This is a genomic window from Actinotalea soli, assembly GCF_017565425.1.
GTDB classification, from domain to species: domain Bacteria; phylum Actinomycetota; class Actinomycetes; order Actinomycetales; family Cellulomonadaceae; genus Actinotalea; species Actinotalea soli.
The window spans coordinates 259,386-280,807 of sequence record NZ_JAGEMK010000004.1 but is presented as its reverse complement, the minus strand read 5'-3'; the positions used below and the strand labels follow the sequence as shown (position 1 = coordinate 280,807).

The window sequence follows — 21,422 nt, the reverse complement described above, 5'->3', positions numbered from 1 at the left end:
CGAGGCGCCCGGTAGCCTTGACCCGTACGTCTCCCCACGATCACACAGAGGTTCCAGTGCCCACCGGCAAGGTCAAGTGGTTCGACGCCGAGCGCGGCTTCGGCTTCATCGCCAGCGAGGACGGCGACGAGGTCTTCCTGCACGCCTCGGCGCTGCCCGCGGGCGCCGCCGCCCCCAAGCCCGGGGCCAAGGTGGACTTCGGTGTCGCCGACGGCCGTCGCGGGCCCCAGGCGCTCTCGGTCACCCTGCTCGACCCGGCCCCCTCGGTGGCCAAGGCCCAGCGCAAGCCCGCCGACGACATGGCCGTCATCGTCGAGGACCTCATCAAGCTGCTCGACGGCGTGGGCAACGGCCTGCGGCGCGGGCGCTACCCCGAGAAGGGCAAGGCGACCCAGGTCGCGACCGTCCTGCGGGCCGTCGCGGACGACCTCGACCTCTGATGGCTGCTGCGACCAAGGACGCCGTCCTCGCCTCGGCCGTGGACCTCGCGCGCGCCGCGGCCGAGGAGGTCGCGGAGGACGCCGCGCTCGTCGGAGAGCACCTCGGCCCCGTGGTCGAGGGGGAGCGCCTCGTCTCCCACCGCTTCGCGGCGACCGCCCCCGGCTACCGCGGCTGGTACTGGTCGGTGACGGTCGCGCGCGTGCCGCGCGGACGCAAGCCCACCATCTGCGAGGTCGACCTGCTCCCCGGGCAGGACGCCGTGCTGGCCCCCACCTGGGTGCCGTGGGCCGAGCGCCTGCGCCCCGGGGACGTCGGGCCGGGCGACGTGCTGCCCTACCTCGAGGACGACGACCGCCTCGAGCCGGGCTACACCGCCACGGGCGAGGCCGACGCCGACGAGCTCGCGATCTTCGAGCTCGGCCTGGGCCGCGAGCGGGTGCTGTCCCGCGAGGGCCGCGCCGAGGCCGCCGAGCGCTGGTACACCGGAAGCCGCGGGCCCACCGCCGCCCAGGCGGTCGCCGCGAGCGCCCCCTGCTCGACCTGCGCCTTCCTGGTGCTCATGGCCGGGTCCCTGCGCACCGAGTTCGGCGTGTGCGCCAACGAGTGGGCCCCCGACGACGGCCGCGTGGTGAGCATGGACCACGGCTGCGGCGCCCACTCCCAGACCGACGTCACCCCGCCCCCGAGCGACTGGCCCGACCAGAGTCCCGTGATCGACGAGCACGACGTCGAGATCGTCCGGGTCCAGGGCGAGGACGACGACCAGGGGGACGAGGCCGACCAGGCCGCGCCTGCGTCGAGCGCCGAGTCCTCCACGAGCACGGAACCCGCCACCGAGGCCACCCCGGAGCCGGCTGCCGAGGCGGGCTCGGAGCCCGAGGCGCCCGCGGACCGCGAGCCCGAGACGCCCGCGGAGCCCGACCCCGCGCCCACCGCCGACGAGGAGTGACCGAGGACCCGTTCGGCACCCGGGCCCTGCGGGACGCGGTCCTCGCCGCGTGGTCGGCCTCCCCCGCGCGCTTCCGTGAGGACGCCAACGCCGAGGAGGACCACGCCCACGGCTACTACCGGGACCGCGTGGTCGTCGAGCTCGCGCAGAACGCCGCCGACGCCGCGGTCCGTGCGGGCACCCGCGGCGCCCTCCTGCTCAGCCTGACCACCGGGCCCGAGGGCACCGGCACCCTGCTGGCCGCGAACACCGGGGCCCCGCTCGATGCCGCCGGGGTCGCCTCCCTCTCCTCCCTGCGTGCCTCGGCCAAGCGGGCCGGGGGCACCGTCGGGCGCTTCGGGGTGGGCTTCGCCGCGGTGCGCTCGGTGGCCGACGAGGTCTCCGTCCGCAGCCACGACGGCGCGGTGCACTTCTCCCGCGCGACGGTCGCCGCCGAGCTCGAGGCCCGCGGGGGAGGGCTCGCGGCCGAGGCCCGCTCCAGGGCCGGGGTGCTGCCGGCCCTGCGCCTGCCCTACCCGGGCCCCGGGCCGCTCGCCGAGGGCGTCCACCCTGCCGACGGGCCCGGTCCCCACCGTCCCGGGCTCGCCGGCTGGGACACCGTGGTGGTGCTCGGGCTGCGCGACGCAGCCGCGGTCCGGCAGGTCCGCACCCAGCTCGACGAGGTCGGTGACGCCCTCCTGCTCGCCCTGCCGGGCCTCGGGCGGGTCGAGGTCCAGGTGGACGGCACCACCGTGCTGAGCCTCGACGAGGTCCGCACGCGCTGGGTCGTCGCGACCCGGAGCGGGGAGCTGCCACCGAGCCTGCTCGCCGACCGTCCCGTCGAGGAACGCGACCGCACCGGCTGGGAGGTCACCTGGGCTGTCCGCCGCCCCTCCGTCGGCGACGCCCCGACGCCCGCCGTCGTGCATGCGCCGACCCCCACGGACGAGCCCTGCACGGTCCCCGCCCTGCTCGTCGCGACCTTCCCCCTCGACCCGTCGCGCCGCCACGTCGCGCCGGGCCCGGTGACCGACCGCCTGGTCGCCGAGGCCGGCGCGGTCTGGGCCGACCTGCTCGTGGCCTGCCGCGAGGCCGGCCCCGAGGAGGCCCCGCACCCCCTCGACCTGCTGCCCCCGGGTCTGGCGGCCGGCCCCCTCGACACCGCCCTGCGTGAGGCGGTGCTCGGGGCCACCCGCAGCACGCCCCTGCTCGACCCCGTCGACGCCGGCCCGGCTCTGCTCGCCCGCGACGCCCTCGTCCTGGACGGCCCTGTGGGGGAGGACCAGGCCGCTCTCGCCGCCCTCGGGGTCTGGGTGCCGCAGCTCGTGGGGCTCACGGGTCCCCGGCGTCGTGCGGCCCTCGCCCTCGGGGCGGCCCCGACCCGCCTCGCGGACCTCGCGGACAGCCTCCCCGCGGGCAGCGCCGACCAGCTGCTCTCCCTCTACGAGGCCTTGGCCGGGGTCGAGGCGAGCGCCCTCGAGGAGCTCGCGACCCTGCCGGTGCGCCTGGCCGACGGGCGGGTGGTCCGGGGTGCCCGCGGCGCCCTGCTGGCCGAGGAGGGCCTCGCCGACCTCGCGGGGCTGGTCGACGCGCTGACCCGGTGGGGCGCCCGGGTGGTCGACCCGCGCGCGGCCCACCCGCTGCTCGAGCGTCTCGGAGCCACCCGGGCGGACGCCGAGGCCCTGGCCCGGCACGCCGTCCTGCGGGACCAGGTGCTGGCCGGTCCGCCCGAGCCGGGGGACCTCGCCCCCGAGCAGAGCCCGGCCGGGGTGCTCCTGGCCCTGCTCGACCACCTCTCCGCCTCGGCCCCCCGGCCCGAGCCCTGGTGGGGCGAGGTGCTGCTGCCCGCGCAGGACGGCGAGCTGCTGCCGGCCCGCGGCCTGGTGCTCCCCGGGTCCCCGGCGGCCGACTGGTTCGACCCCGAGGTCCTGCCCCTGCTCGACGACCACGTCGCGGAGCACTCCCGCGAGGGTCTGCTGCTCGCCGGGGTGCGCGCAGGGATCGCCGTCGAGCGTCTGGACGCCCGGGTGGTCGCGGACGCGCTCACCGACCTCGACGACCCCGACGACGACGCCGCCCTCGTGACCGACGCCCTCGACGGCTGGGGCGCCTACCTCGAGCACCTCGAGGATGTGCTCGAGGGGGATGACCTCACCGACCGTGGGGACCTGGTCGTCGTCGCCGACCTCGACGCGGTCCGCGAGGAGGCCTGGGGCGAGGTGATGACCGCCCTGACCCGGGGCGAGGCCCGTCGCGCCGTCGTCGAGCCGTGGGGCCGTGGGCCCGACGGGCGGGCGGTCCCCTCCTACACGGCGTGGTGGCTCCGGCACCGGGGTGGGCTCGGTCCACGACGCCCCATGGCCCTGCCCGGGGTCGAGGGCGGGGCGACCCGTCTCCTGGCCCCCGTGCCCACGGCCTGGGCCGACCTGGACGAGGAGCTGCTGCGGGCCCTGGGGGCCGTCCGGGACCTCGCCGAGCTCGAGCCCGACGGGTGGACCGAGGTCCTCGAGGCCCTGCCCGCGCTGGGCACCCCGGTCGAGCTGACCCTGGCGGTCGCGGTGTGGCGGGGGCTGGCCGCGCTCGCGGTCCGGCATCCCGAGGCCGAGCTCGACCCGGCACGGCTGCCCGCCCTCCTCGCCGACGGCACGGCCGGGATCGTCGAGACCCCGCAGGTGACGGTCGCGACCCCGCTGTGGTCCGCCCACCCCGCGGCGCGACCGGCGCTGGTGGTGCCCGCCGAGGCCACCGGCCTGGCGAGGGTCCTCGACGTCGACCGTGCCGAGGAGCGGGCGGACGGGACCGTGACCTCCCGGGGCACGGTGCTCGACCTCGACCCTGCCCTGCGCGCGGGGCTCGGTGGCCTCGTCGCACTGCCCGGGACCTGGGTCGAGCACGAGGACCTGCGGGTCGACGGCGAGCAGCTCGACGGGTGGGTCGACGCCGCGGGCACCGTCCACGCCGCGACCAGCCAGGGGCTCGCCGCGGCCCTCGCGACCCTCGTCGGGTGGGAGCACCGCGACCGGCTGCTGCGGCTGCTCGCCGACCCCCGGGCCCTGCCGCATGTGCTCCTCGAGCTGGCGGGGGACCTCGCGCCGTGACCTCTCCTGCGGCGCGTCCGGCCTCCCCGGGGCGGCGGACCCTGGCCCTGGGCGTCTTCCTGCCCGTGGTGGTCTTCGAGACCGGGCTCGGCGCGATCCTGCCCGTGGTCGCCCTCACCGCGGTGGACCTGGGCGCCGACGTCGCGACGGCCGGCGTGGTGGTGGCGCTGCTGGCCGTGGGGCAGATCCTCGGGGACGTCCCCGCCGGGGCGATCGCGGCGCGGTTCGGTGACCGTCGGGCCATGCTCGGCGCCTCGATCGCCGCGGTGGTCGCCCTCACGGCGGCCGCCCTCGCGCCGTCGGTGGTGGTCCTGGGCCTGAGCCTGCTCGCCCTGGGGGCGATCAACGCGGTCTTCATGCTCGCCCGGCACTCCTACCTGACCGAGACCACCCCGGTGATGCGCCGGGCCCGGATGCTCTCGACCCTGGGCGGCCTGCAGCGGGTGGGTACCTTCATCGGGCCCTTCGTGGGGGCCGGCGTCATCCACCTCTCGGGGCTGCGCGGGGTGTACTGGCTCGCGGTCGGCACCTCGGTGGTGACCGCGGTGATCGTGGCCCTGGTGCCCGACGTCGACCACCGCCGTCCGGCCGGGCCCCGCGTCCCCACCTGGCACGTGCTGCGCGACCACCGGCAGGTGCTGTGGACCCTGGGCCTGGGCGTGCTCATGGTCGGGGCGGTGCGTGGCAGCCGGCAGATCGTCCTGCCGCTGTGGTCGGAGCACCTGGGCCTCGCGCCCGCGACCACCAGCATCGTCTTCGGCATCGCCGGGGCCGTGGACATGCTGCTCTTCTATCCGGCGGGACGGCTCATGGACCGCCGGGGTCGGCTGTGGACGGCCATCCCGTCGATGCTGGTGCTGGGAGCGGGCTTCGTGGCGCTGCCGTTCACCACCGGCTTCGGCTCGATCACGGTGGTCGCGATGGTCATCGGCCTCGGCAACGGCATGGGCGCGGGCATCCTCATGACCCTCGGGGCCGACGTCGCCCCACCCACCAGCCGGGCGCAGTTCCTCGGGCTCTGGCGGTTGTGCCAGGACGCGGGCGGCGCTGCGGGGCCCCTGCTCGTGGCAGGCGGGGCGGCCCTGGGGTCCCTCGCCGCGGGGATCTGGGTCGTGGGCGGGGTGGGGGTGGCGAGCGCCGGGGTGCTCGCCCGTTGGGCGCCGCGCTGGTCGGTGCACGCCTCGGGGGCCACCCGTCGTCGGGCGCGGGAGGCAGGACTGCTGGACTAGTGCTCTGGGCGACGAGGGCGGCGTCGGCGACGCTGCTCCCAGAGCACCCCCAGCGCACCGAGGGCGATCCCGGTGGCGCACACCGGGATGCCGCGCCCCGTCGTCGTGCCCGCGGCGTGGACGACGAGCAGCACGACCAGGGCCACGGCCCACATCGCCATCCCGATGCCGAAGACCAGGCGCAGGTCGATCTCGACCGGCGCGAGCGTGCTGGGGCGCAGGAGGCGCGCGGTCCGGGAGGGGGTGCTGCTCACCGTGCCAGCGTAGTCGGCGCCTCCCCGCCCGGTGATCTCATCGCGAGAAGCCTCTGCCGTGCGGGCCTGGCGTCTGCCACTCTGTGCGCCATGACGCAGACCCCTCCGCCTGCCGCGACCGGGACGGCCCCCTCGGTCGGTGCCCTCGACCGCTACTTCAAGATCACCGAGCGGGGGTCGACGGTCGCGCGGGAGCTGCGCGGCGGTCTGGTCACCTTCTTCGCGATGAGCTACATCATCGTGCTCAACCCCTTCATCATCGGTGGGGTCCCCGACGGGACCGGCACCTTCCTCGGAGGCGGCAGCGAGCCGAACTTCCCGCTTATCGCGGCGACCACGGCCCTCATCGCCGGGCTCCTGTCGATCCTCATGGGCGTGGTCGCGCGGTTCCCGCTGGCCATGGCCGCGGGCCTGGGGCTCAACGCCTTCGTGGCCTTCTCGGTCGCGGCGATCCCGGGGATGACCTGGGCGGACGCGATGGGTCTGGTGGTCCTCGAGGGCATCGTCATCCTCGTGCTGGTGCTGACGGGCTTCCGGGAGGCGGTCTTCAAGGCCGTCCCGGTCGAGCTCAAGCTCGCCATCAGCGTGGGCATCGGGCTGTTCATCGCCCTGATCGGGGTGTTCAACGCCGGGCTCGTGCGGATCCCCGCGAGCCTCGCGACCCCGCTCGAGCTCGGCGACTCGGGGGCCCTCGTCGGCTGGCCCATCGTCGTGTTCGTCGTCGGGCTGCTGCTCATCGCCTCGCTCATGGTGCGCAAGGTCAAGGGCGCGATCCTCATCGGCGTCGTCGTCGCGACGGTGCTGGCCCTGGTCATCGAGGCGATCGGCAACCTCGGGGCGCGCTCGGCCGAGAACCCGGGTGGTTGGAGCCTGGTCGAGCCGACCCTGCCGGGCAGCGCGGGGGACGTCGTCTCCCAGCCGGACTTCGGCCTGCTCGGGCAGTTCTCGCTGCTCGGCTCGATCCCCAAGATCGGGATCGTCGCGGTCATCCTCTTCGTGTTCACCCTGATGATCGCGGACTTCTTCGACACGATGGGCACGATGGTCGCCATCGGCGCCGAGGCCGACCTGCTCGACGAGGAGGGCAACCCGCCCTCGACCCGTCAGATCCTCGTGGTCGACTCGATCGGCGCGATCGCGGGCGGTGCGGGCTCGGTCTCGAGCAACACGAGCTACATCGAGTCCGCCGCGGGGGTCGGGGACGGTGCACGCACCGGTCTGGCCGCGGTGGTGACCGGCGGGCTGTTCCTGCTGGCGACCTTCTTCGCCCCGCTGGTCAACATGATCCCGTACGAGGCCGCGACCCCGGCGCTCGTCGTCGTCGGGTTCCTCATGCTCATGCAGGTCACCGGCATCTCGTGGAAGGACTACGAGATCGGGATCCCGGCCTTCCTGACGATCATCCTGATGCCCTTCAGCTTCTCGATCGCGGTGGGCATCGGCGCCGGGTTCGTCTCCTACGTGGTGCTCAAGCTGGCCGCGGGCAAGGCCCGCCAGGTGCACCCGCTGATGTACGTCTCGGCGGCCCTCTTCGTCGTCTACTTCGCGATCGACTCGGTCGAGGGGCTGCTCGAGGCCGTCGGTCTGATCAGCTGAGCAGCGCGACGGGTCCTTGGGCCATCGGGGGGACGTTCCGTCACATCCCCCCGAAGAGGGACGTAACGGACAGGAAGGACCCCTCGAGGTGGTCTAGTGTGACGAGCCCCGGGCGTCGTGCTGGCGACCCGGTGCGTCGTCTCGTCTGGAGGATCTGGTGCGTATCTCGGTGATCGGTTGCGGGTACCTGGGCGCGGTGCACGCGGCCTCGATGGCTCACCTGGGCCACGAGGTGGTCGGGGTCGACGTCGAGGAGCGCAAGGTCGAGATGCTCCGGGACGGCAAGGCCCCGTTCTACGAGCCCGGCCTCCCCGAGCTGCTGACCTCGACCCGCGAGACGGGCCGCCTGAGCTTCACCACGGACATCGCCGACGTCGCCGGGGCCCGCGTGCACTTCGTGTGCGTCGGGACCCCGCAGAAGCGTGGCGAGAACGCCGCGGACCTGCGCTACGTCGACGCCGCCATCGAGGGCCTGCTGCCGCACCTGGCCCCGGGGGACCTGGTCGTCGGCAAGTCCACCGTCCCCGTCGGCACCGCCGAGCGGATCGCCGAGCGCGTGGCCGAGGTCGAGCCCGAGGCCACCGTGGTGTGGAACCCCGAGTTCCTGCGTGAGGGCTTCGCGGTCAAGGACACCCTGCACCCCGACCGCATCGTCTACGGCATCCAGGAGGGCGAGGCGGGCGAGCGCGCCGCGGGGATCCTCGACGAGGTGTACGCGGCCCCGCTGTCCGAGGGCACCCCCCAGGTCATCACCGACTTCGCGACCGCCCAGCTGGTCAAGGTCGCGGCGAACTCCTTCCTCGCCACGAAGATCTCCTTCATCAACGCGATGGCCGAGCTGTGCGAGGCCACCGGGGCGGACGTCACCAAGCTCGCCGATGCGATCGGGCACGACGACCGCATCGGACGTCGCTTCCTCAACGCGGGGCTCGGCTTCGGCGGCGGCTGCCTGCCCAAGGACATCCGTGCCTTCATGGCCCGCGCGGGAGAGCTCGGCGCGGACCAGGCGCTCTCCTTCCTGCGCGAGGTCGACGCGATCAACATGCGGCGTCGGGTCCGCATGGTCGACCTGGCCCGTGAGGTCTGCGAGGGCTCGATCGTCGGCCGGCGGATCGCCGTCCTCGGTGCGGCCTTCAAGCCTGACAGCGACGACGTCCGTGACTCGCCCGCGCTGAGCGTCGCGGCCCAGATGCGGCTGCAGGGTGCTCGGGTGGTCGTCACCGACCCCCAGGCCGTCGCCAACGCCGAGAAGGCCTGGCCCGACCTCGACTTCGCGGCCACCGCCGAGGAGGCCGCGGCCGGCGCGGACGTCGTCATCCTCGCGACCGAGTGGGCGGAGTACCGCGAGCTCGACCCCGAGGCCTTCGGCCGCCTGGTCGGGCACCGTCGGATCGTCGACGGCCGCAACGTGCTCGACCCCGCCCAGTGGCGCGCCGCGGGCTGGGTGTACCGGGCCCTGGGTCGTCCCTGAGCTGAGTCGTCCCTGACCTGGGGATCTAGGCGGGAGCTGGGCCGAGCGCCACGACCAGGGTGCAGACCAGCAGCACGAGGATGGTCGGCGTCATCGTCAGCCGCTCGGCCCGGCTGCGTGAGATCGCGTTCATCACCACGCCCAGGGCGAGGTAGGCGACCAGGACCCAGGCGGCGGGCACGACGACGGCCGGGGGCAGGGCGTCGGTGAGCCCCGCCCGGTCGAGGGTGATGAGGGCGAAGGCGGCGTACAGCAGCATCGACACGGCGCTGCTGACCCGGAGCCGCCCGGGGAGCGGCCCGTCGTGCTGGCCACCCCAGGCGAAGGCTCCCCAGGGTGCTCCGGCTGCCAGGCAGATCTGGAACACGGCCAGCGCAGCCCACAGGACGCAGGCCGCGACGGCCAGGATCGGTGCCATGGCACGGAGCGTAGTTCCGGGACGGCGGGCAGCGGCGCTCCCTTTTTCATTACCTAAGGTCATGACCTAAGATAGGTACATGCCTGATGTCTCCGGTGCCGCCTGCCGCCCCGCCTCCCTCGCGGGGGACCTGCGCGTCGCGCTGACCCACACCGTGCGCCGGCTCCGCATGGAGCGCAGCGACGAGACGATCACCGACGGTCAGTACGCGGTGCTCGCCGCGCTCAGCAACCGCGGCGCGATGACCCCCTCGGCCCTGGCCGAGCACGAGCACGTCCAGCCCCCGCCGATGACCCGCACCCTCAACGCCCTGGTCGCCGCAGGTCTGGTCCAGCGCGAGGAGCACCCGACCGACCGTCGTCAGGTCCTCATGTCGATCACCGAGGCGGGGGAGGCCGAGGTCCGCGAGACCCGGCGTCGTCGCAACGCCTGGCTCGCGGACCGTCTCGCCGAGCTCGACCCGGCCGAGCGGGAGGTCCTGGCCCAGGCCGCCGTCCTGCTCCGCAAGCTCGTCGCCCCGTGAGCCCGACCTTCGCCTCGCTGCGCTTCTTCAACTACCGCCTGTGGTTCGCGGGGGCTTTGGTCGCCAACATCGGCACCTGGATGCAGCGCGTCGCGCAGGACTGGCTCGTCCTGACCGTCCTCACCGACGACTCGGGGGTCGCGGTGGGGATCACCACGGCCCTGCAGTTCGCCCCGTTCCTCGTCCTGTCCGCATGGGCGGGGGTGCTCGCGGACCGCGTCGACCGGCGCAAGCTGCTCATCGCGACCCAGACGGCCCAGGGGGTGCTCGCGGCAGGGCTCGGCGCCCTGGTCCTGAGCGGTCGTGCCGAGCTCTGGCACGTGTACGTCTTCGCCGCGCTGCTGGGCTGCGTCTCGGCGATCGACGGCCCCGCGCGGCAGACCTTCGTCGCGGACATCGTCCCGGCCGAGAAGCTCTCCAACGCCGTGGGCCTCAACAGTGCCTCCTTCAACGCCGCGCGGCTCATCGGCCCGGGTCTCGCGGGCCTGCTCATCGCCGTCGTCGGGACGGGGTGGGTCTTCGTCATCAACGCGGCCACCTTCGCCGCGACGATCCTGGCCCTGACGCAGATGCGGCTGCGCGAGCTGCAGCCCCGGGAGCCGACCGGCCGCGGCAAGGGGCAGATCCGCGCCGGCATCGCCTACGTGCGGCACCGGAGCGACATCGTCGTGATCATGGTCGTGATCGGGGTGGTCAGCACCTTCGGGCTCAACTTCCAGCTCACCAGCGCGGTGATGGCCCGCACCGAGTTCGGCCGCGGGCCCCAGGAGTACGGGATCCTCGGCTCGGTGCTGGCCATCGGCTCCCTCGCCGGGGCGTTGCTCGCGGCGCGGCGGGAGCGCCCCCGGGTGCGGCTGGTCATCGGGGCCGCCTTCGCCTTCGGCGTCACGACGGGCGTCATGGCCCTCATGCCGACCTACCCGAGCTACGTGGTGGCCTGCATCCCGGTGGGTTTCGCCTCCCTGACCATGATGACCGCGGCCAACTCGACCATCCAGATGTCCACCGACCCCGCGATGCGCGGGCGGGTCATGTCCCTGTACATGGTCGTGTTCCTCGGGGCGACCCCCGTCGGGTCGCCGATCGTCGGGTGGATCGCCGAGACGTACGGGGCGCGGTGGGCCATCGGCATCGGCTCGATCTCGGCCCTGCTCGTCTCGGTGGGTGCCGCGCTGTGGGCGGCTCGACGATGGAACGTGAGCGTGCGGTACCGCTTCCGGTCGCGGCCCCACCTCCAGGTCCGGTACCTCGACCACGAGCACGACGAGGAGCTCGCCCGGGCCGACGCCGCCCGCGCCCTCTCGGCGCAGCAGGCCACGGACCGCGCCTCGTCGGCCTGAGGGGCGCACCTCCCGACGCCGTGGCTACCTGGGTGGTCGGCGGCACCGCGTCTGGCAGACGGGTGATCTTCTCGGCGTGCCCGGTGCGACCGATGTCCGAGATGCGACGATACGTCCATGTCCGCCGACCCTGCCCCGACCCCGCCCGAGACCGTGGCCGCGACCCGCGCCGAGGCGCGTCGAGGCGGCCGTCGTCGGCGGTGGCCGTGGGTCGTGCTGTCGGTGCTCGTGGTCCTGGCCCTCGCGGCGGGATGGCTCGTGTGGCGGGGCCTCCAGGTGGTCGAGGCCCTCGAGGGGGCCCTGCCCGAGGTGACGGCCGCCCAGGCCGAGCTCGCCCGGGGCGAGGTCGAGGCGGCAGCGGCGCGGGTGCCTGAGGTGCGCGAGCGCTCGGCCGTGGCGAGTGCTGCGACCGCGGACCCGGTCTGGGTGGTGGCCTCCGCCCTCCCGTGGGTCGGGACCCAGCTCGACGCCGTGACCGACGTGGTCGCAGCCTTCGACCGGGTGGCCGAGGGCGTGCTCCCCGAGCTGGTCGAGGTCGGCACGGCCGTCTCCCCGGGCGAGCTGGAGGTGGTCGACGGGCGGATCGACCTGGCCCCGATCGTCGCCGCCGCCCCGCGCCTGGCCTCGGCGGCCGCCGCTGCCGACGAGGCCCGGGACCTGGTCGACGGGATCGACACCGACCAGCTGGTCGACCCCCTCGCCGACCGTGTCCGCGAGGTGCAGGGGCCCGTGGCTGAGGCGGCGGACCTCCTGGCGGTGGCCGACGAGCTCGCGCAGGTGGTCCCGCCGATGCTCGGCACCGACGGGCCGCGGCGCTACCTCGTCCTGGCCCTCAACCCCGCCGAGCTGCGGACCGCGGGGGGCATCGCGGGGGCCGGGATCGTGCTCGAGGCCGAGGACGGCGCCCTCGCCCTGGTCGAGCAGATCGCGGGCCGGGACCTGCCGAACCTCACCGAACCGGTCCTGCCGGTGACCGCGGAGGAGGAGGACGTCCACGGCGGGCGGCTCGGCCTCACCCTGCAGAACCTCACCATGACCCCGGACTTCCCGAGGACCGCCGAGCTCGCCGTCGAGCTCTGGGCGAGCGCGACCGGGGAGCAGGTCGACGCGGTGGTCGCGGTGGACCCGGTGGCGTTGTCCTACCTGCTGGGGGCCACCGGGTCGGTCACCGAGCCGACGGGGGAGGTGCTCACCGCGGACACGGTGGTCGAGCAGCTGCTCTTCCAGGCCTACCTGCGGCACACCGACCCGGCGGCGGCCGACGACTTCTTCGCCGGGGCAGCCGCTGCGGTCTTCAGCTCCCTGGCCTCGGCGGACTCAGACCCGGCCGCGCTCGTCTCGGCCCTCGAGCAGGCGGTCGACGAGCGTCGGCTGAGCCTGTGGTCGACCCGCGCCCAGGAGCAGGAGCTGCTGGGCGGCACGACCCTCGGCGGCGGGTTCCTCAGCGGGGCCGCCGACGCGGCCGCGGGGGTCTTCCTCGACGACGCGACGGGCTCCAAGCTCGGCTACTTCCTCGAGGCCGATCTCGAGGTCCTCGGCACGACCTGCGGGACGGGTGACCAGGCGGCCAGCCTGCTCCTGGGCCTCGAGCTGCGGTCGACCGCGCCGACCGACCCCGCCGTGATCGCGGCCCTGCCCCCGGACGTCGTCGGGGCAGGGCTCACCGGCGTCGAGCCGGGGACGATGCGCACCAACGTGACGGTCTATGCCCCGGTGGGCGGCAGCGTCGGGTCGGTGACCCGCGGCGGGGCCGTCGTCGGCGGGGACCCGGGGACGTCCGCGGGCCGCGAGCTCCTCATGGTGACCTCGACCCTCGCCCCGGGGGAGGCCGAGTCCTTCGAGATCGAGGTGCGGCTCGCCCCGGGCGAGACCGAGGCCCCCGTCTGGGCCACCCCCAGCCTCACCCTCACGGGCCTCCCCGCCACCCCCACCTGCCCCTGACCCCCGCCCACCGGGCCCCCTCCCACCCGCCCCAGCCTCGTGTCAGACGCTGGGGTACCTCTGGCGTCCCCAGCCTCTGACACGAGATCGCGCTGCGCTGGTGTCAGACGCTGGCATACCCCCAGCACCCTGAGCGTCTGACACGAGATCGCACCTCAGGTCGTGTCAGACGCTGGCATACCCCCAGCACCCTGAGGTTCTGACACGAGGGTGGGGTGGGGGCGTGCGGGGGCGTACAGCCGTATGGGTGAAGTCCTGGGGATGACGGCGTCATCTCGGGCGTGCGGTGGCATGCTGGCCCGAGATGTCCGTTTTGACCCGGTATGTCCAGCACCAGCGGGACGGTCGGGACCCGGAGGAGGATGACATGAACCGTGGACTGCGCGCTCTGGCCGGTGCCGCTCTGGCGACCGGCACCCTGGCGGTCGCCCCGGCCGTGGCCTCGGCCCAGGTCTTCGACGCGGGCTGCGAGGACGACGGCGCCGGCTACGTCCCGGGCGGGGTGTGCGAGCTCGTGATCGAGGTCGACGTGCTCTGCGAGAACGACGTCCCGATGGTCGCCTACCGCGCCACCGGGGACGCGTCGGCGACGGGCGCGAGCGTCACCTGGGTCAACCCCGGTGGGGCCGACGTCGTCCACACCGGCCTCCCGATGGAGGGCGTGGTCCGGTGGCCGGGGGCCATGGTCGACGCCGACGGCAACCCGACGGACTGGCCGGGCTGGACGAGGCTCGAGTCGGGCGAGTGGGTCGTGGGGGACGAGTTCGACTGGGCCCGGTCGCCCGTCGAGGTCCTCGTGACGGTCAACCCGACGGCCTCGGTCACCGTCAGCTACCCGCCGGCCTCGGCCGGCTGCGCGCCCTCGGGCGAGGCCAGCAGCGACGGCGTCACGCCGGTCTCGGTCCCGCTCGTCGAGCAGGGCGAGGCCCGGGCCGAGCTCGCCCGCACCGGCACCTCGGCGGCCTCCCTCGCGGGCGCTGCGGGTGGCCTGGTCCTCGGTGGCCTCGTGCTCGCCGCCGTCGGGCGCAACCGCCGCCGGGTGCACCTCGACGACTGAGCAGGGCTAGCGGGTCCCGGGGGCCGGGGCCGTCGTGCGCAGGGCGCGGTGCACCGAGCGCAGCCCGAGGGCGACCGCGCCCCCGCCGACGACGACGAGCACCGGCACCAGCAGGAAGGCCTGGTGGGCCCCGACCACGTCGGCCAGGGCGCCCAGGGCGAAGGGCGCGATCCCGACGGCCGCCCCGGTGCCGATCGAGCCGCGGGCCTGGGCCTGGTCGGGTCGCCCGTCCGAGGCACGCAGGGTCAGGGCCGCGCTCAACGGGTAGTGGGCGCCGTAGCCGAGGCCGGCGAGCACGAGCCCCGCGATGGCCACCGGCGTGCTGGTCGCGAGCCAGAACGCGGCCCACCCCACCCCGGCCAGCGCGTAGGCCAGCAGCAGGATCTTCTCCGGGGCCTTCCGCATCGACAGCGGCCCGACGACGAAGCGCGACACCGCCATCCCCACCACCAGGGCCGAGACCGAGGCGGTGGCCACGGAGGGGGAGGCGCCGGTGCGCTGGGTGAGCAGGTCCGAGGCCCAGAAGGTGGTCGAGAACTCGATCGCCACCCCGCACAGCATCGCGACCCAGAAGAACCAGAAGGCCCCCGAGAACGCCCGGCCGGCCCGCCGTTCGGCGCGCGCGACCGCGCCGGTGGGGGCTGCCGCGGCCTGGTCCGCGCCGGGGGCCGCCGTCGTCGTGGCCGCCGCCGGGACCGGTGCCGCGACGGGAGCCCGGGTCACCGCCCCCCGTCCGAGGGCGGGGACGTTGCGCAAGGACGCCACGAGGACTCCGACCGTGACCGCGAGCACGATGACCAGCCCGACCGCGGGCCGCCAGCCCCAGCCCAGCCCGACCGAGGCGCCGACCGCGAGCGGGGCGAGCAGGCCGAAGGTCGCACCGACGGCGTTGGCCTCGGTGATCGCCGCGGGACCCGCGGCCCCGTGGTGGACCGCGAGGGCCGGCTGGGCGGCCGCCAGGACCAGGTTCCCGCCCACGGCCACGACCACGCAGGCGGGCAGGGTGACCGCGACCGTGGTGCCGGCCAGGAGCATGAGGATGCCGACCACGAGCACCGCGCAGCCCAGCAGGGTCTGCACCCGTCGCCCGTACCGGATCGCGATGCGGGCGCTGACGAGGCCCGCGGCGACGGTGCCCACGGCCATCCCCGTGCCGTGCAGCCCCGCGAGGGCCCGGGAGATGCCCTGCTCCTCGGCGATCAGCGGGACGGCGGGGGAGAAGCCGTAGAGGAACCAGCCCCAGGTGATGAACGGGGTGTAGAGCGTGAGGGTGAGCCGGTCGCGGACCAGCCGGCTGCGCCCCAGGGGTCGGGTCATCCCTGCCCGAGCCGCTCGGCCACGTGGTCGACGCAGGCGGTCAGGGCCCGGACGTCGGCGGGCTCGATCGCGGGGAACATCGCGATGCGGATCTGGTTGCGTCCGAGCTTGCGGTAGGCCTCGACGTCGACCACGCCGTGCCGACGCAGCACCTGGCACACGGTCGCGGCGTCGACGGAGGCGTCGAGGTCGATGGTGCCCACGACGCTGCTGCGGGCCGCGGGGTCCGCCACGAAGGGCTGCGCCCAGGGGCGGTCCTCGGCCCAGCGGTACAGGTGGCTCGAGGACTCCTGGGTGCGGGCCGCGGCCCACGCCAGCCCGCCCTGGTCCAGCATCCAGTCGATCTGCTCGGCCAGGAGCACGAGGGTCGCGAGGGCGGGGGTGTTGAGGGTCTGGTCCAGCCGTGAGGAGGCGATCGCGGTGCTCAGGGACAGGAAGGTCGGCGCCCAGCGGTCCTCGGCGAGACGCTCGGCCCGGGCGACCGCGGCGGGGGAGCACAGGGCCAGCCACAGGCCGCCGTCGGAGGCGAAGGACTTCTGCGGGGCGAAGTAGTAGACGTCGGTCTGGCTCACGTCCACGGCCATGCCCCCCGCGGCCGACGTCGCGTCGACCAGCACCAAGGCGTCGTCGTCGGCCCCCGCGGGGCGCAGCACGGGGGAGACGACGCCGGTCGAGGTCTCGTTCTGCGGCCAGGCGTAGGTGTCGGTGCCGGGGGTGGCCTCGGGCAGGGCGCGCGAGCCGGGCTCCGCGGCCCGGACCTCAGGCTCGGCGAGGAAGGGGGCGCGGGTGACGGCACGGGCGAAGCTCGAGCCGAACTCCCCGAAGGTGCACAGCTGCGCGCGGTCCTGCACCAGGCTGAAGGTGGCCAGGTCCCAGAAGGCGGTCGAGCCGCCGTTGCCCAGCACCACCTCGTACCCCTCGGGCAGGGCGAAGAGCTCGGCGAGCCCGGTGCGCACCCGTCGGACCAGGCCGCGCACGGGGGCCTGGCGGTGGGAGGTGCCCAGCAGGGTCCGGCCGACGGCGGCGAGAGCCTCGACCTGCTCGGGCCGGACCTTCGAGGGCCCCGACCCGAAGCGGCCGTCCGCGGGCAGCAGGTGGGCGGGGATCGTGATCTGGGGCGGCTCCACGCGCCAACTGTAGGGGGCGGGCCGGTCCCGAGGGGCGGCCCGGGGCGCCCGCCGGAGGGTCGCGCACCGTAACCTGGGTGGCAGTCGGCCCAGACGGACGAAAGGCCCCCGCGTGAGCGACCTGATCGACACCACCGAGATGTACCTGCGCACCATCTACGAGCTCGCCGAGGAGGGGATCGTCCCGCTGCGTGCCCGGATCGCCGAGCGGCTGGGGCACTCGGGCCCGACGGTCTCGCAGACCGTCGCACGCATGGAGCGGGACGGGCTGGTCGTCGTCAGCGGTGACCGCCACCTCGAGCTCACCGACGCGGGCCAGCTCAAGGCCACCCGGGTGATGCGCAAGCACCGGCTCGCCGAGCGCCTGCTGACCGACGTGATCGGCCTGGAGTGGTCCTACGTGCACGACGAGGCCTGCCGCTGGGAGCACGTGATGAGCGACCGGGTCGAGAGGCGGCTGGTCGAGCTGCTCGACCACCCGCACCACTCGCCCTACGGCAACCCGATCCCGGGGCTGGCCGAGCTCGGGGAGCTCGGGACCGTCGAGGGCTTCCTCGACGGCGTGGTGTCCCTCGTGGTGCTCGCGCGGGCTGTCGTGGCCTCCGAGGAGGTCGCCGACGGCCCGATCGAGGCCACGGTCGCCCGCCTGGGGGAGCCGCTGCAGACCGACACCGACCTGCTCGAGCGGCTCTCCTCGGCCGGGGTGCTGCCGGGCTCGACCATCTCGGTCGAGCGAGGGCAGGGCATCGTGACCGTCGGGGCCCCCGGGGCGGACATCGTGCTCGACCTGCCCGACGAGGTCGCGCGCCACATCTTCGTCCTGAGCCCCGAGGCCTGAGGCCCGAGGCCCGAGCCCTGGGGCCTGAGGCCTGAGGCCCGAGCCCTGGGGCCTGAGCCCTGAGGCCCGAGCCCTGGGGCCTCGGGGCCCGGCGGTCGCACCCCGGGGCCGCCGGGGCGTACCCGGGCCGCCCACGGGGGCCTCGTCGCCCGGCTGGGTGACCTCCGATCACCCGGAAGCTCCGGGGACGCTCGATCAGCGGCCGATCGATGTGACGTGTGCCACACCCATGCCCGTCCGTGACCTCGGGAGACCTGATAGCACCACCCGGGCACAGGTGTGTTCATGCAGGTCGTGGCCTTGCGCGATGTCACCCGTCTGCGCGTTCTCGTGATCATCCCGAGACCTTCCTGCGGCGGCCGTGACCTTGGCGTGACATACGGGCGGACCCTCGGGTAGTCTCGCGGTGCTCCAGGGAACCCTCCTCGCTGGAGTCCTCAAGCGGAACGCCGAGTCCTGCCGCCGCATGAGGTCCGTTCGATCCGCTGGCAGGAACGGGGGAACCACTTTCGTGGGCATCGGTCTCCGATGTCCTTGGGGTGAAGTCCCGGGCACGTGCGAACGTGACCGGGGCCGGGTGATCTCCCACCCGAACCCGACAGCTCACCTCGTAGGCGTCCGGAGAGGTACCGAGTGACCGTCACCCCCCAGCAGCGCGCCAAGCACCGCGCCGCGCGTCGCCCCACCACCCCCCTCAACGACTTCGCGAACGCCGCCACGGGCAGCCTCGCCACCGTCGGACGTCGCTCCGCCGTGGTCGCCGCCTCGGGCGGTCTGGTCATGACGATGGCCCTGCCCGCCGCGGCAGCTCCGTCGGACGGCTCGACCAGCGCCCTGCCGGCCGTCGACACCACGGCCCTCACCGCCCAGGCCCGCGCGGCCCTGGCGACCTCCCCGGTCGTCTCGGTCCCCGTCGACGCCGACTGGTCCTTCGACGCCCCCGAGTTCGAGGTCGTCGCGAACCCGGAGCCGGAGCCCGAGCCCGAGCCGGTCGTCGTCGAGGCCCCGGCCTCGCGCTCGAACGACCGCGCTGCGGTCGAGGCGCCGGTCGAGACCGTGGCCGAGCAGCCCGTCGCCGAGGCAGCCCCGGCCGCCGCGGCCGTCCCCGCCGCTGTGAGCGGCAACGCGGTCCTCGAGGTCGCCGCGCGCTACGTGGGTGTCCCCTACGTCAGCGGTGGCACCACGCCGAGCGGCTTCGACTGCTCGGGGTTCACCTCCTACGTGTACGCGCAGCTCGGCATCACGCTGCCGCGCACCTCGGGTGAGCAGCGCAACGCCGGCTACGTCGTCTCGCGGGCCGACGCCCAGCCCGGCGACCTGATCTTCTCCCCGGGGCACATCGGCATCTACGCCGGTGGCGACCAGCAGATCGACGCGCCCCGCCCGGGCAAGACGATCCAGTTCCGCAGCATCTGGCAGAGCAACCCCACGTTCATCCGCGTCACCGGCTGACCCAGCCCGACGCACCGCGCCTGAGCTGGAGCGCGACCGACCGGAACCCCGGACCCGCATGGGTCCGGGGTTCCGGTCGTCCTCGCACGTGCTGCCTGGCACCAGCGGCCAGCGTGTCGCGCCAGGGTGCGGGTAACTCGTCGTCCTCCCGTGGACCTACGCGTACCCTGACAGGGCTGCTCCACCAGCCAGGCCTGGCAGCCAGCCGGGCCTGACCGCTCTGGTCAGGGAGACTGCCGTGCTGATGTCGTCTGAAGCCGCCACCGCCACCGGCGTGCCCTCGTACCGAGCAGCGCCCCTGCGGCGCTCCCTCCTGCTCAACGCCAGCCGCGAGCCGTTGTGCCTCGTCGGCGTCCACCGGGCGGTGACCCTCGTCCTGAGCGGCAAGGCCGTGGTGCTCGAGACCGACGGGCGCCTGCTGCACTCCGAGCGCACGGCCCTGCCCGTCCCGCTGGTGCTGTGCCTGACCCGCTACGTGCACGTGCCCTACCGGCGCACGGTGCCCCCGACCCGGCGCAGCGTGCTGCAGCGCGACGCCCACCGCTGCGCCTACTGCGCCGGCCCGGCCGACACGGTCGACCACGTGCACCCTCGCTCGCGGGGCGGTCGGCACGAGTGGACCAACGTGGTGGCCGCCTGCTCGCGCTGCAACCACCGCAAGGCCGACCGTCTGCTGTCCGAGATCGGCTGGCACCTGCTGGTCACCCCGGCTGCCCCCCGGGGCGGCCCCGTGCTCCTCGCCGCGAGCGTGCGCCCCGACCCGTCCTGGGCCGCCTACCTCGCCCCGCAGGTCGCGACCTCGGCCTGAGGTGAGGTCCGCGTGCGGGGCCCGCCCCGTGGTGCCTGGCTTTCAGGCACACTGGGGGTGATCCACGGCGGCAGCGCGGAGGGAGCACGACGATGACGGTGGAGGACGTGGTCCTCGTCGGAGTGGATGGTTCCCCGGCGAGCCTGAACGCCCTGGACTGGGCCGTGCGGCACGCGAAGGTGCACGGGTTCGGCCTGCACCTGGTGTGCACCTACTCGGTGCCCTCCTTCACCGCGACGGCCCTCGACGGCGGATACGCGGCCATCGACGACACCGCGATCCAGGAGGGGGCCCGCGCGGTCCTCGACGAGGCCGTGGCCCGGGTCGAGGGCTGCGGGGTGCGCACCACCTCGGCCGTGGCCACGGGGGACGCCGCCGCGGTGCTGATCGAGCTCTCGCGCGGGGCCGCTGCGGTGGTCGTCGGGACGCGTGGCCGTGGGGGGTTCGCCGAGCGGCTCCTCGGCACCGTCTCCTCGGCCCTCCCGGCCCACGCGCACTGCCCGACGGTCGTGGTGCCCTTCCGCCAGGCGGACCTGGACGCGGGCCGTCCCCAGCGCGGCACCAGCGGGGTGCGACGCATCGTCGTCGGCGTCGACGGGTCGGCGGCCGCGGAGGCCGCCCTGGCCCACGCGATCCACGAGGCGGAGATCTGGGACGCCGAGCTCACCGCGGTCGCGGGGGTGCCGGTCGGCTCAGGGGCCGGGATCCTGGCGTGGCTGCCGGCCGCGGTCGACCACGAGGCGGTCCTGCGGGACGTGGCCGAGGGGCTCGACGTCGTCGTGGACCGGGCCCTGGCGGACCACCCTGGGGTGCAGGTGCGGCGTCACGTGCTGGACGGCACGGGGGCGGCCCTGCTGACGGAGTTCTCGACCGCGGTGGACCTCGTGGTGGTCGGCTCGCGCGGGCGGGGCGGGTTCGCGGGGCTGCTGCTGGGCTCGACCAGTCAGGCCGTGCTGCACCACGCGGTGTGCCCGGTCACCGTGGTCACGACCCGGCGGCAGGACGAGTGGTCGCCGACGTCGGTCGGGGACTGAGGGACTCCTCGGCACGTCGCACGAGCGGGGTCAGGACGACGGTGGACCGCGTGCGCCGCACGAAGGGCTCGGCGTTGATCCGCTCGACCACCTCGTCGAGGTGCCGCACGTCCCGCGCGCGGATCTGCACGACGGCGTCGGCCTCGCCCGTCACCGTGCTGGCGGCGACGATCTCGGGGTAGCGGGTGAAGGCCTCGCGCATGGTGAGCGGGCTGGTGGAGCCTCCGCAGTGCACCTCGACGTAGGCCTCGGTCGACCAGCCCAGGGCCGCGGGGTCCACGCGGGCCGTGAATCCGCTGATCACGCCGTCGGCCCGGAGCCGGTCCACGCGTCGCTTGACCGCCGAGGCCGAGAGGTTCACCCGCGCCCCGACGACGGCGAAGCTCGCCCGCGCGTCCTGCGCGAGGTGCTCGAGGATCGCGGCGTCGAGCGGGTCGAGCGTCCGCACCCGGCGTGCTGTGCTGTCGAGTCCCTCGAGCCCTGTCGCGCGCGCGTCGTCGAGCCCAGCGCCCCGCGCGTCGCTGAGCCCAGCGCCGTCCTGATCCATGGG

General features: G+C 74.7%; 19 protein-coding genes and 1 riboswitch. Of the genes, 14 read left to right on the top strand and 5 right to left on the bottom strand.

Annotated features, from left to right (window positions below):
• Nucleotides 1-56: 56 nt before the first annotated feature.
• From J4G33_RS17620 to J4G33_RS10345, 4 genes are read left to right on the top strand one after another with little or no spacing between them, the layout of a single operon-like run.
• The gene (locus J4G33_RS17620; protein ID WP_208055884.1) at nucleotides 57-440 is read left to right on the top strand and encodes a cold-shock protein; all 384 of its coding nucleotides are present in this window, start codon (nucleotides 57-59) and stop codon (nucleotides 438-440) included.
• Complete coding sequence (locus J4G33_RS10355; RefSeq protein ID WP_208055883.1) at nucleotides 440-1,390, top strand: DUF3027 domain-containing protein; 951 nt, start codon at nucleotides 440-442, stop codon at nucleotides 1,388-1,390. Before J4G33_RS17620 ends, J4G33_RS10355 begins: the two co-directional genes overlap by 1 nt.
• Nucleotides 1,387-4,467: a sacsin N-terminal ATP-binding-like domain-containing protein gene (locus tag J4G33_RS10350; RefSeq protein ID WP_208055882.1), complete on the top strand. Its 3,081-nt coding sequence runs from the start codon at nucleotides 1,387-1,389 to the stop codon at nucleotides 4,465-4,467. The genes J4G33_RS10355 and J4G33_RS10350 overlap by 4 nt, the downstream gene beginning before the upstream one ends.
• On the top strand, nucleotides 4,464-5,696 hold the full coding sequence (locus J4G33_RS10345) for an MFS transporter (RefSeq protein WP_208055881.1): 1,233 nt from the start codon (nucleotides 4,464-4,466) through the stop codon (nucleotides 5,694-5,696). The genes J4G33_RS10350 and J4G33_RS10345 overlap by 4 nt, the downstream gene beginning before the upstream one ends.
• On the opposite strand, the gene J4G33_RS10340 is transcribed toward J4G33_RS10345, so the two are convergent.
• The gene (locus J4G33_RS10340; RefSeq protein ID WP_307793845.1) at nucleotides 5,693-5,950 is read right to left on the bottom strand and encodes a DUF2530 domain-containing protein; all 258 of its coding nucleotides are present in this window, start codon (nucleotides 5,948-5,950) and stop codon (nucleotides 5,693-5,695) included. The genes J4G33_RS10345 and J4G33_RS10340 overlap by 4 nt on opposite strands.
• A gap of 90 nt (nucleotides 5,951-6,040) precedes the next feature.
• On the opposite strand from J4G33_RS10340, the gene J4G33_RS10335 reads away from it, so the two are divergent.
• Both J4G33_RS10335 and J4G33_RS10330 read left to right on the top strand, forming a co-directional pair.
• On the top strand, nucleotides 6,041-7,546 hold the full coding sequence (locus J4G33_RS10335; protein WP_208055880.1) for an NCS2 family permease: 1,506 nt from the start codon (nucleotides 6,041-6,043) through the stop codon (nucleotides 7,544-7,546).
• A gap of 157 nt (nucleotides 7,547-7,703) precedes the next feature.
• The gene (locus tag J4G33_RS10330) at nucleotides 7,704-9,017 is read left to right on the top strand and encodes a UDP-glucose dehydrogenase family protein (protein ID WP_208055879.1); all 1,314 of its coding nucleotides are present in this window, start codon (nucleotides 7,704-7,706) and stop codon (nucleotides 9,015-9,017) included.
• A 25-nt stretch (nucleotides 9,018-9,042) separates the two neighbouring features.
• Here J4G33_RS10330 and J4G33_RS10325 read toward each other — a convergent pair whose 3' ends face one another.
• Nucleotides 9,043-9,435 carry a hypothetical protein gene (locus tag J4G33_RS10325; RefSeq protein WP_208055878.1) on the bottom strand — a complete coding sequence of 131 codons (393 nt, stop codon included), beginning with the start codon at nucleotides 9,433-9,435 and terminating at the stop codon, nucleotides 9,043-9,045.
• Between the two features lie 79 nt (nucleotides 9,436-9,514).
• On the opposite strand from J4G33_RS10325, the gene J4G33_RS10320 reads away from it, so the two are divergent.
• The 4 genes from J4G33_RS10320 to J4G33_RS10305 all read left to right on the top strand — a co-directional run bounded on the left by J4G33_RS10320 (nucleotide 9,515) and on the right by J4G33_RS10305 (nucleotide 14,296).
• On the top strand, nucleotides 9,515-9,958 hold the full coding sequence (locus J4G33_RS10320; protein WP_208055877.1) for a MarR family winged helix-turn-helix transcriptional regulator: 444 nt from the start codon (nucleotides 9,515-9,517) through the stop codon (nucleotides 9,956-9,958).
• Nucleotides 9,955-11,298: an MFS transporter gene (locus J4G33_RS10315; RefSeq protein WP_208055876.1), complete on the top strand. Its 1,344-nt coding sequence runs from the start codon at nucleotides 9,955-9,957 to the stop codon at nucleotides 11,296-11,298. The genes J4G33_RS10320 and J4G33_RS10315 overlap by 4 nt, the downstream gene beginning before the upstream one ends.
• A 117-nt stretch (nucleotides 11,299-11,415) precedes the next feature.
• Nucleotides 11,416-13,239, top strand: coding sequence for a DUF4012 domain-containing protein (locus J4G33_RS10310; protein ID WP_208055875.1), 1,824 nt, complete (start codon nucleotides 11,416-11,418; stop codon nucleotides 13,237-13,239).
• Between the two features lie 367 nt (nucleotides 13,240-13,606).
• Nucleotides 13,607-14,296 (top strand): peptidase, encoded by a 690-nt coding sequence (locus J4G33_RS10305; RefSeq protein WP_208055874.1) that lies wholly within the window; start codon nucleotides 13,607-13,609, stop codon nucleotides 14,294-14,296.
• Between the two features lie 6 nt (nucleotides 14,297-14,302).
• Here the strand turns inward: J4G33_RS10305 and J4G33_RS10300 are convergent, their stop codons facing one another.
• The gene (locus tag J4G33_RS10300; RefSeq protein ID WP_208055873.1) at nucleotides 14,303-15,613 is read right to left on the bottom strand and encodes an MFS transporter; all 1,311 of its coding nucleotides are present in this window, start codon (nucleotides 15,611-15,613) and stop codon (nucleotides 14,303-14,305) included.
• Entirely contained in the window at nucleotides 15,610-16,740 is a 1,131-nt protein-coding gene (gene serC / locus J4G33_RS10295; protein WP_307793844.1) for a phosphoserine transaminase, read from the bottom strand. Before serC ends, J4G33_RS10300 begins: the two co-directional genes overlap by 4 nt.
• Nucleotides 16,741-16,852: 112 nt before the next feature.
• Here serC and J4G33_RS10290 point away from each other — a divergent pair, with 112 nt between their 5' ends.
• The 4 genes from J4G33_RS10290 to J4G33_RS10275 all read left to right on the top strand — a co-directional run bounded on the left by J4G33_RS10290 (nucleotide 16,853) and on the right by J4G33_RS10275 (nucleotide 20,872).
• Entirely contained in the window at nucleotides 16,853-17,578 is a 726-nt protein-coding gene (locus tag J4G33_RS10290; RefSeq protein ID WP_208055871.1) for an iron-dependent transcriptional repressor DtxR, read from the top strand.
• Nucleotides 17,579-18,015: 437 nt separating this feature from the next.
• A riboswitch (cyclic di-AMP (ydaO/yuaA leader) is annotated at nucleotides 18,016-18,209 on the top strand.
• Between the two features lie 2 nt (nucleotides 18,210-18,211).
• Nucleotides 18,212-19,030, top strand: coding sequence for a C40 family peptidase (locus J4G33_RS10285; RefSeq protein WP_208055870.1), 819 nt, complete (start codon nucleotides 18,212-18,214; stop codon nucleotides 19,028-19,030).
• Nucleotides 19,031-19,274: 244 nt separating this feature from the next.
• The gene (locus tag J4G33_RS10280) at nucleotides 19,275-19,838 is read left to right on the top strand and encodes an HNH endonuclease (RefSeq protein ID WP_208055869.1); all 564 of its coding nucleotides are present in this window, start codon (nucleotides 19,275-19,277) and stop codon (nucleotides 19,836-19,838) included.
• Nucleotides 19,839-19,930: 92 nt separating this feature from the next.
• Nucleotides 19,931-20,872 (top strand): universal stress protein, encoded by a 942-nt coding sequence (locus J4G33_RS10275; RefSeq protein ID WP_208055868.1) that lies wholly within the window; start codon nucleotides 19,931-19,933, stop codon nucleotides 20,870-20,872.
• Here the strand turns inward: J4G33_RS10275 and J4G33_RS10270 are convergent.
• Nucleotides 20,823-21,419, bottom strand: a complete 597-nt coding sequence (locus J4G33_RS10270; RefSeq protein ID WP_208055867.1) for an Lrp/AsnC family transcriptional regulator — start codon at nucleotides 21,417-21,419, stop codon at nucleotides 20,823-20,825. The genes J4G33_RS10275 and J4G33_RS10270 overlap by 50 nt on opposite strands.
• Between the last annotated feature and the right edge of the window lie 3 nt (nucleotides 21,420-21,422).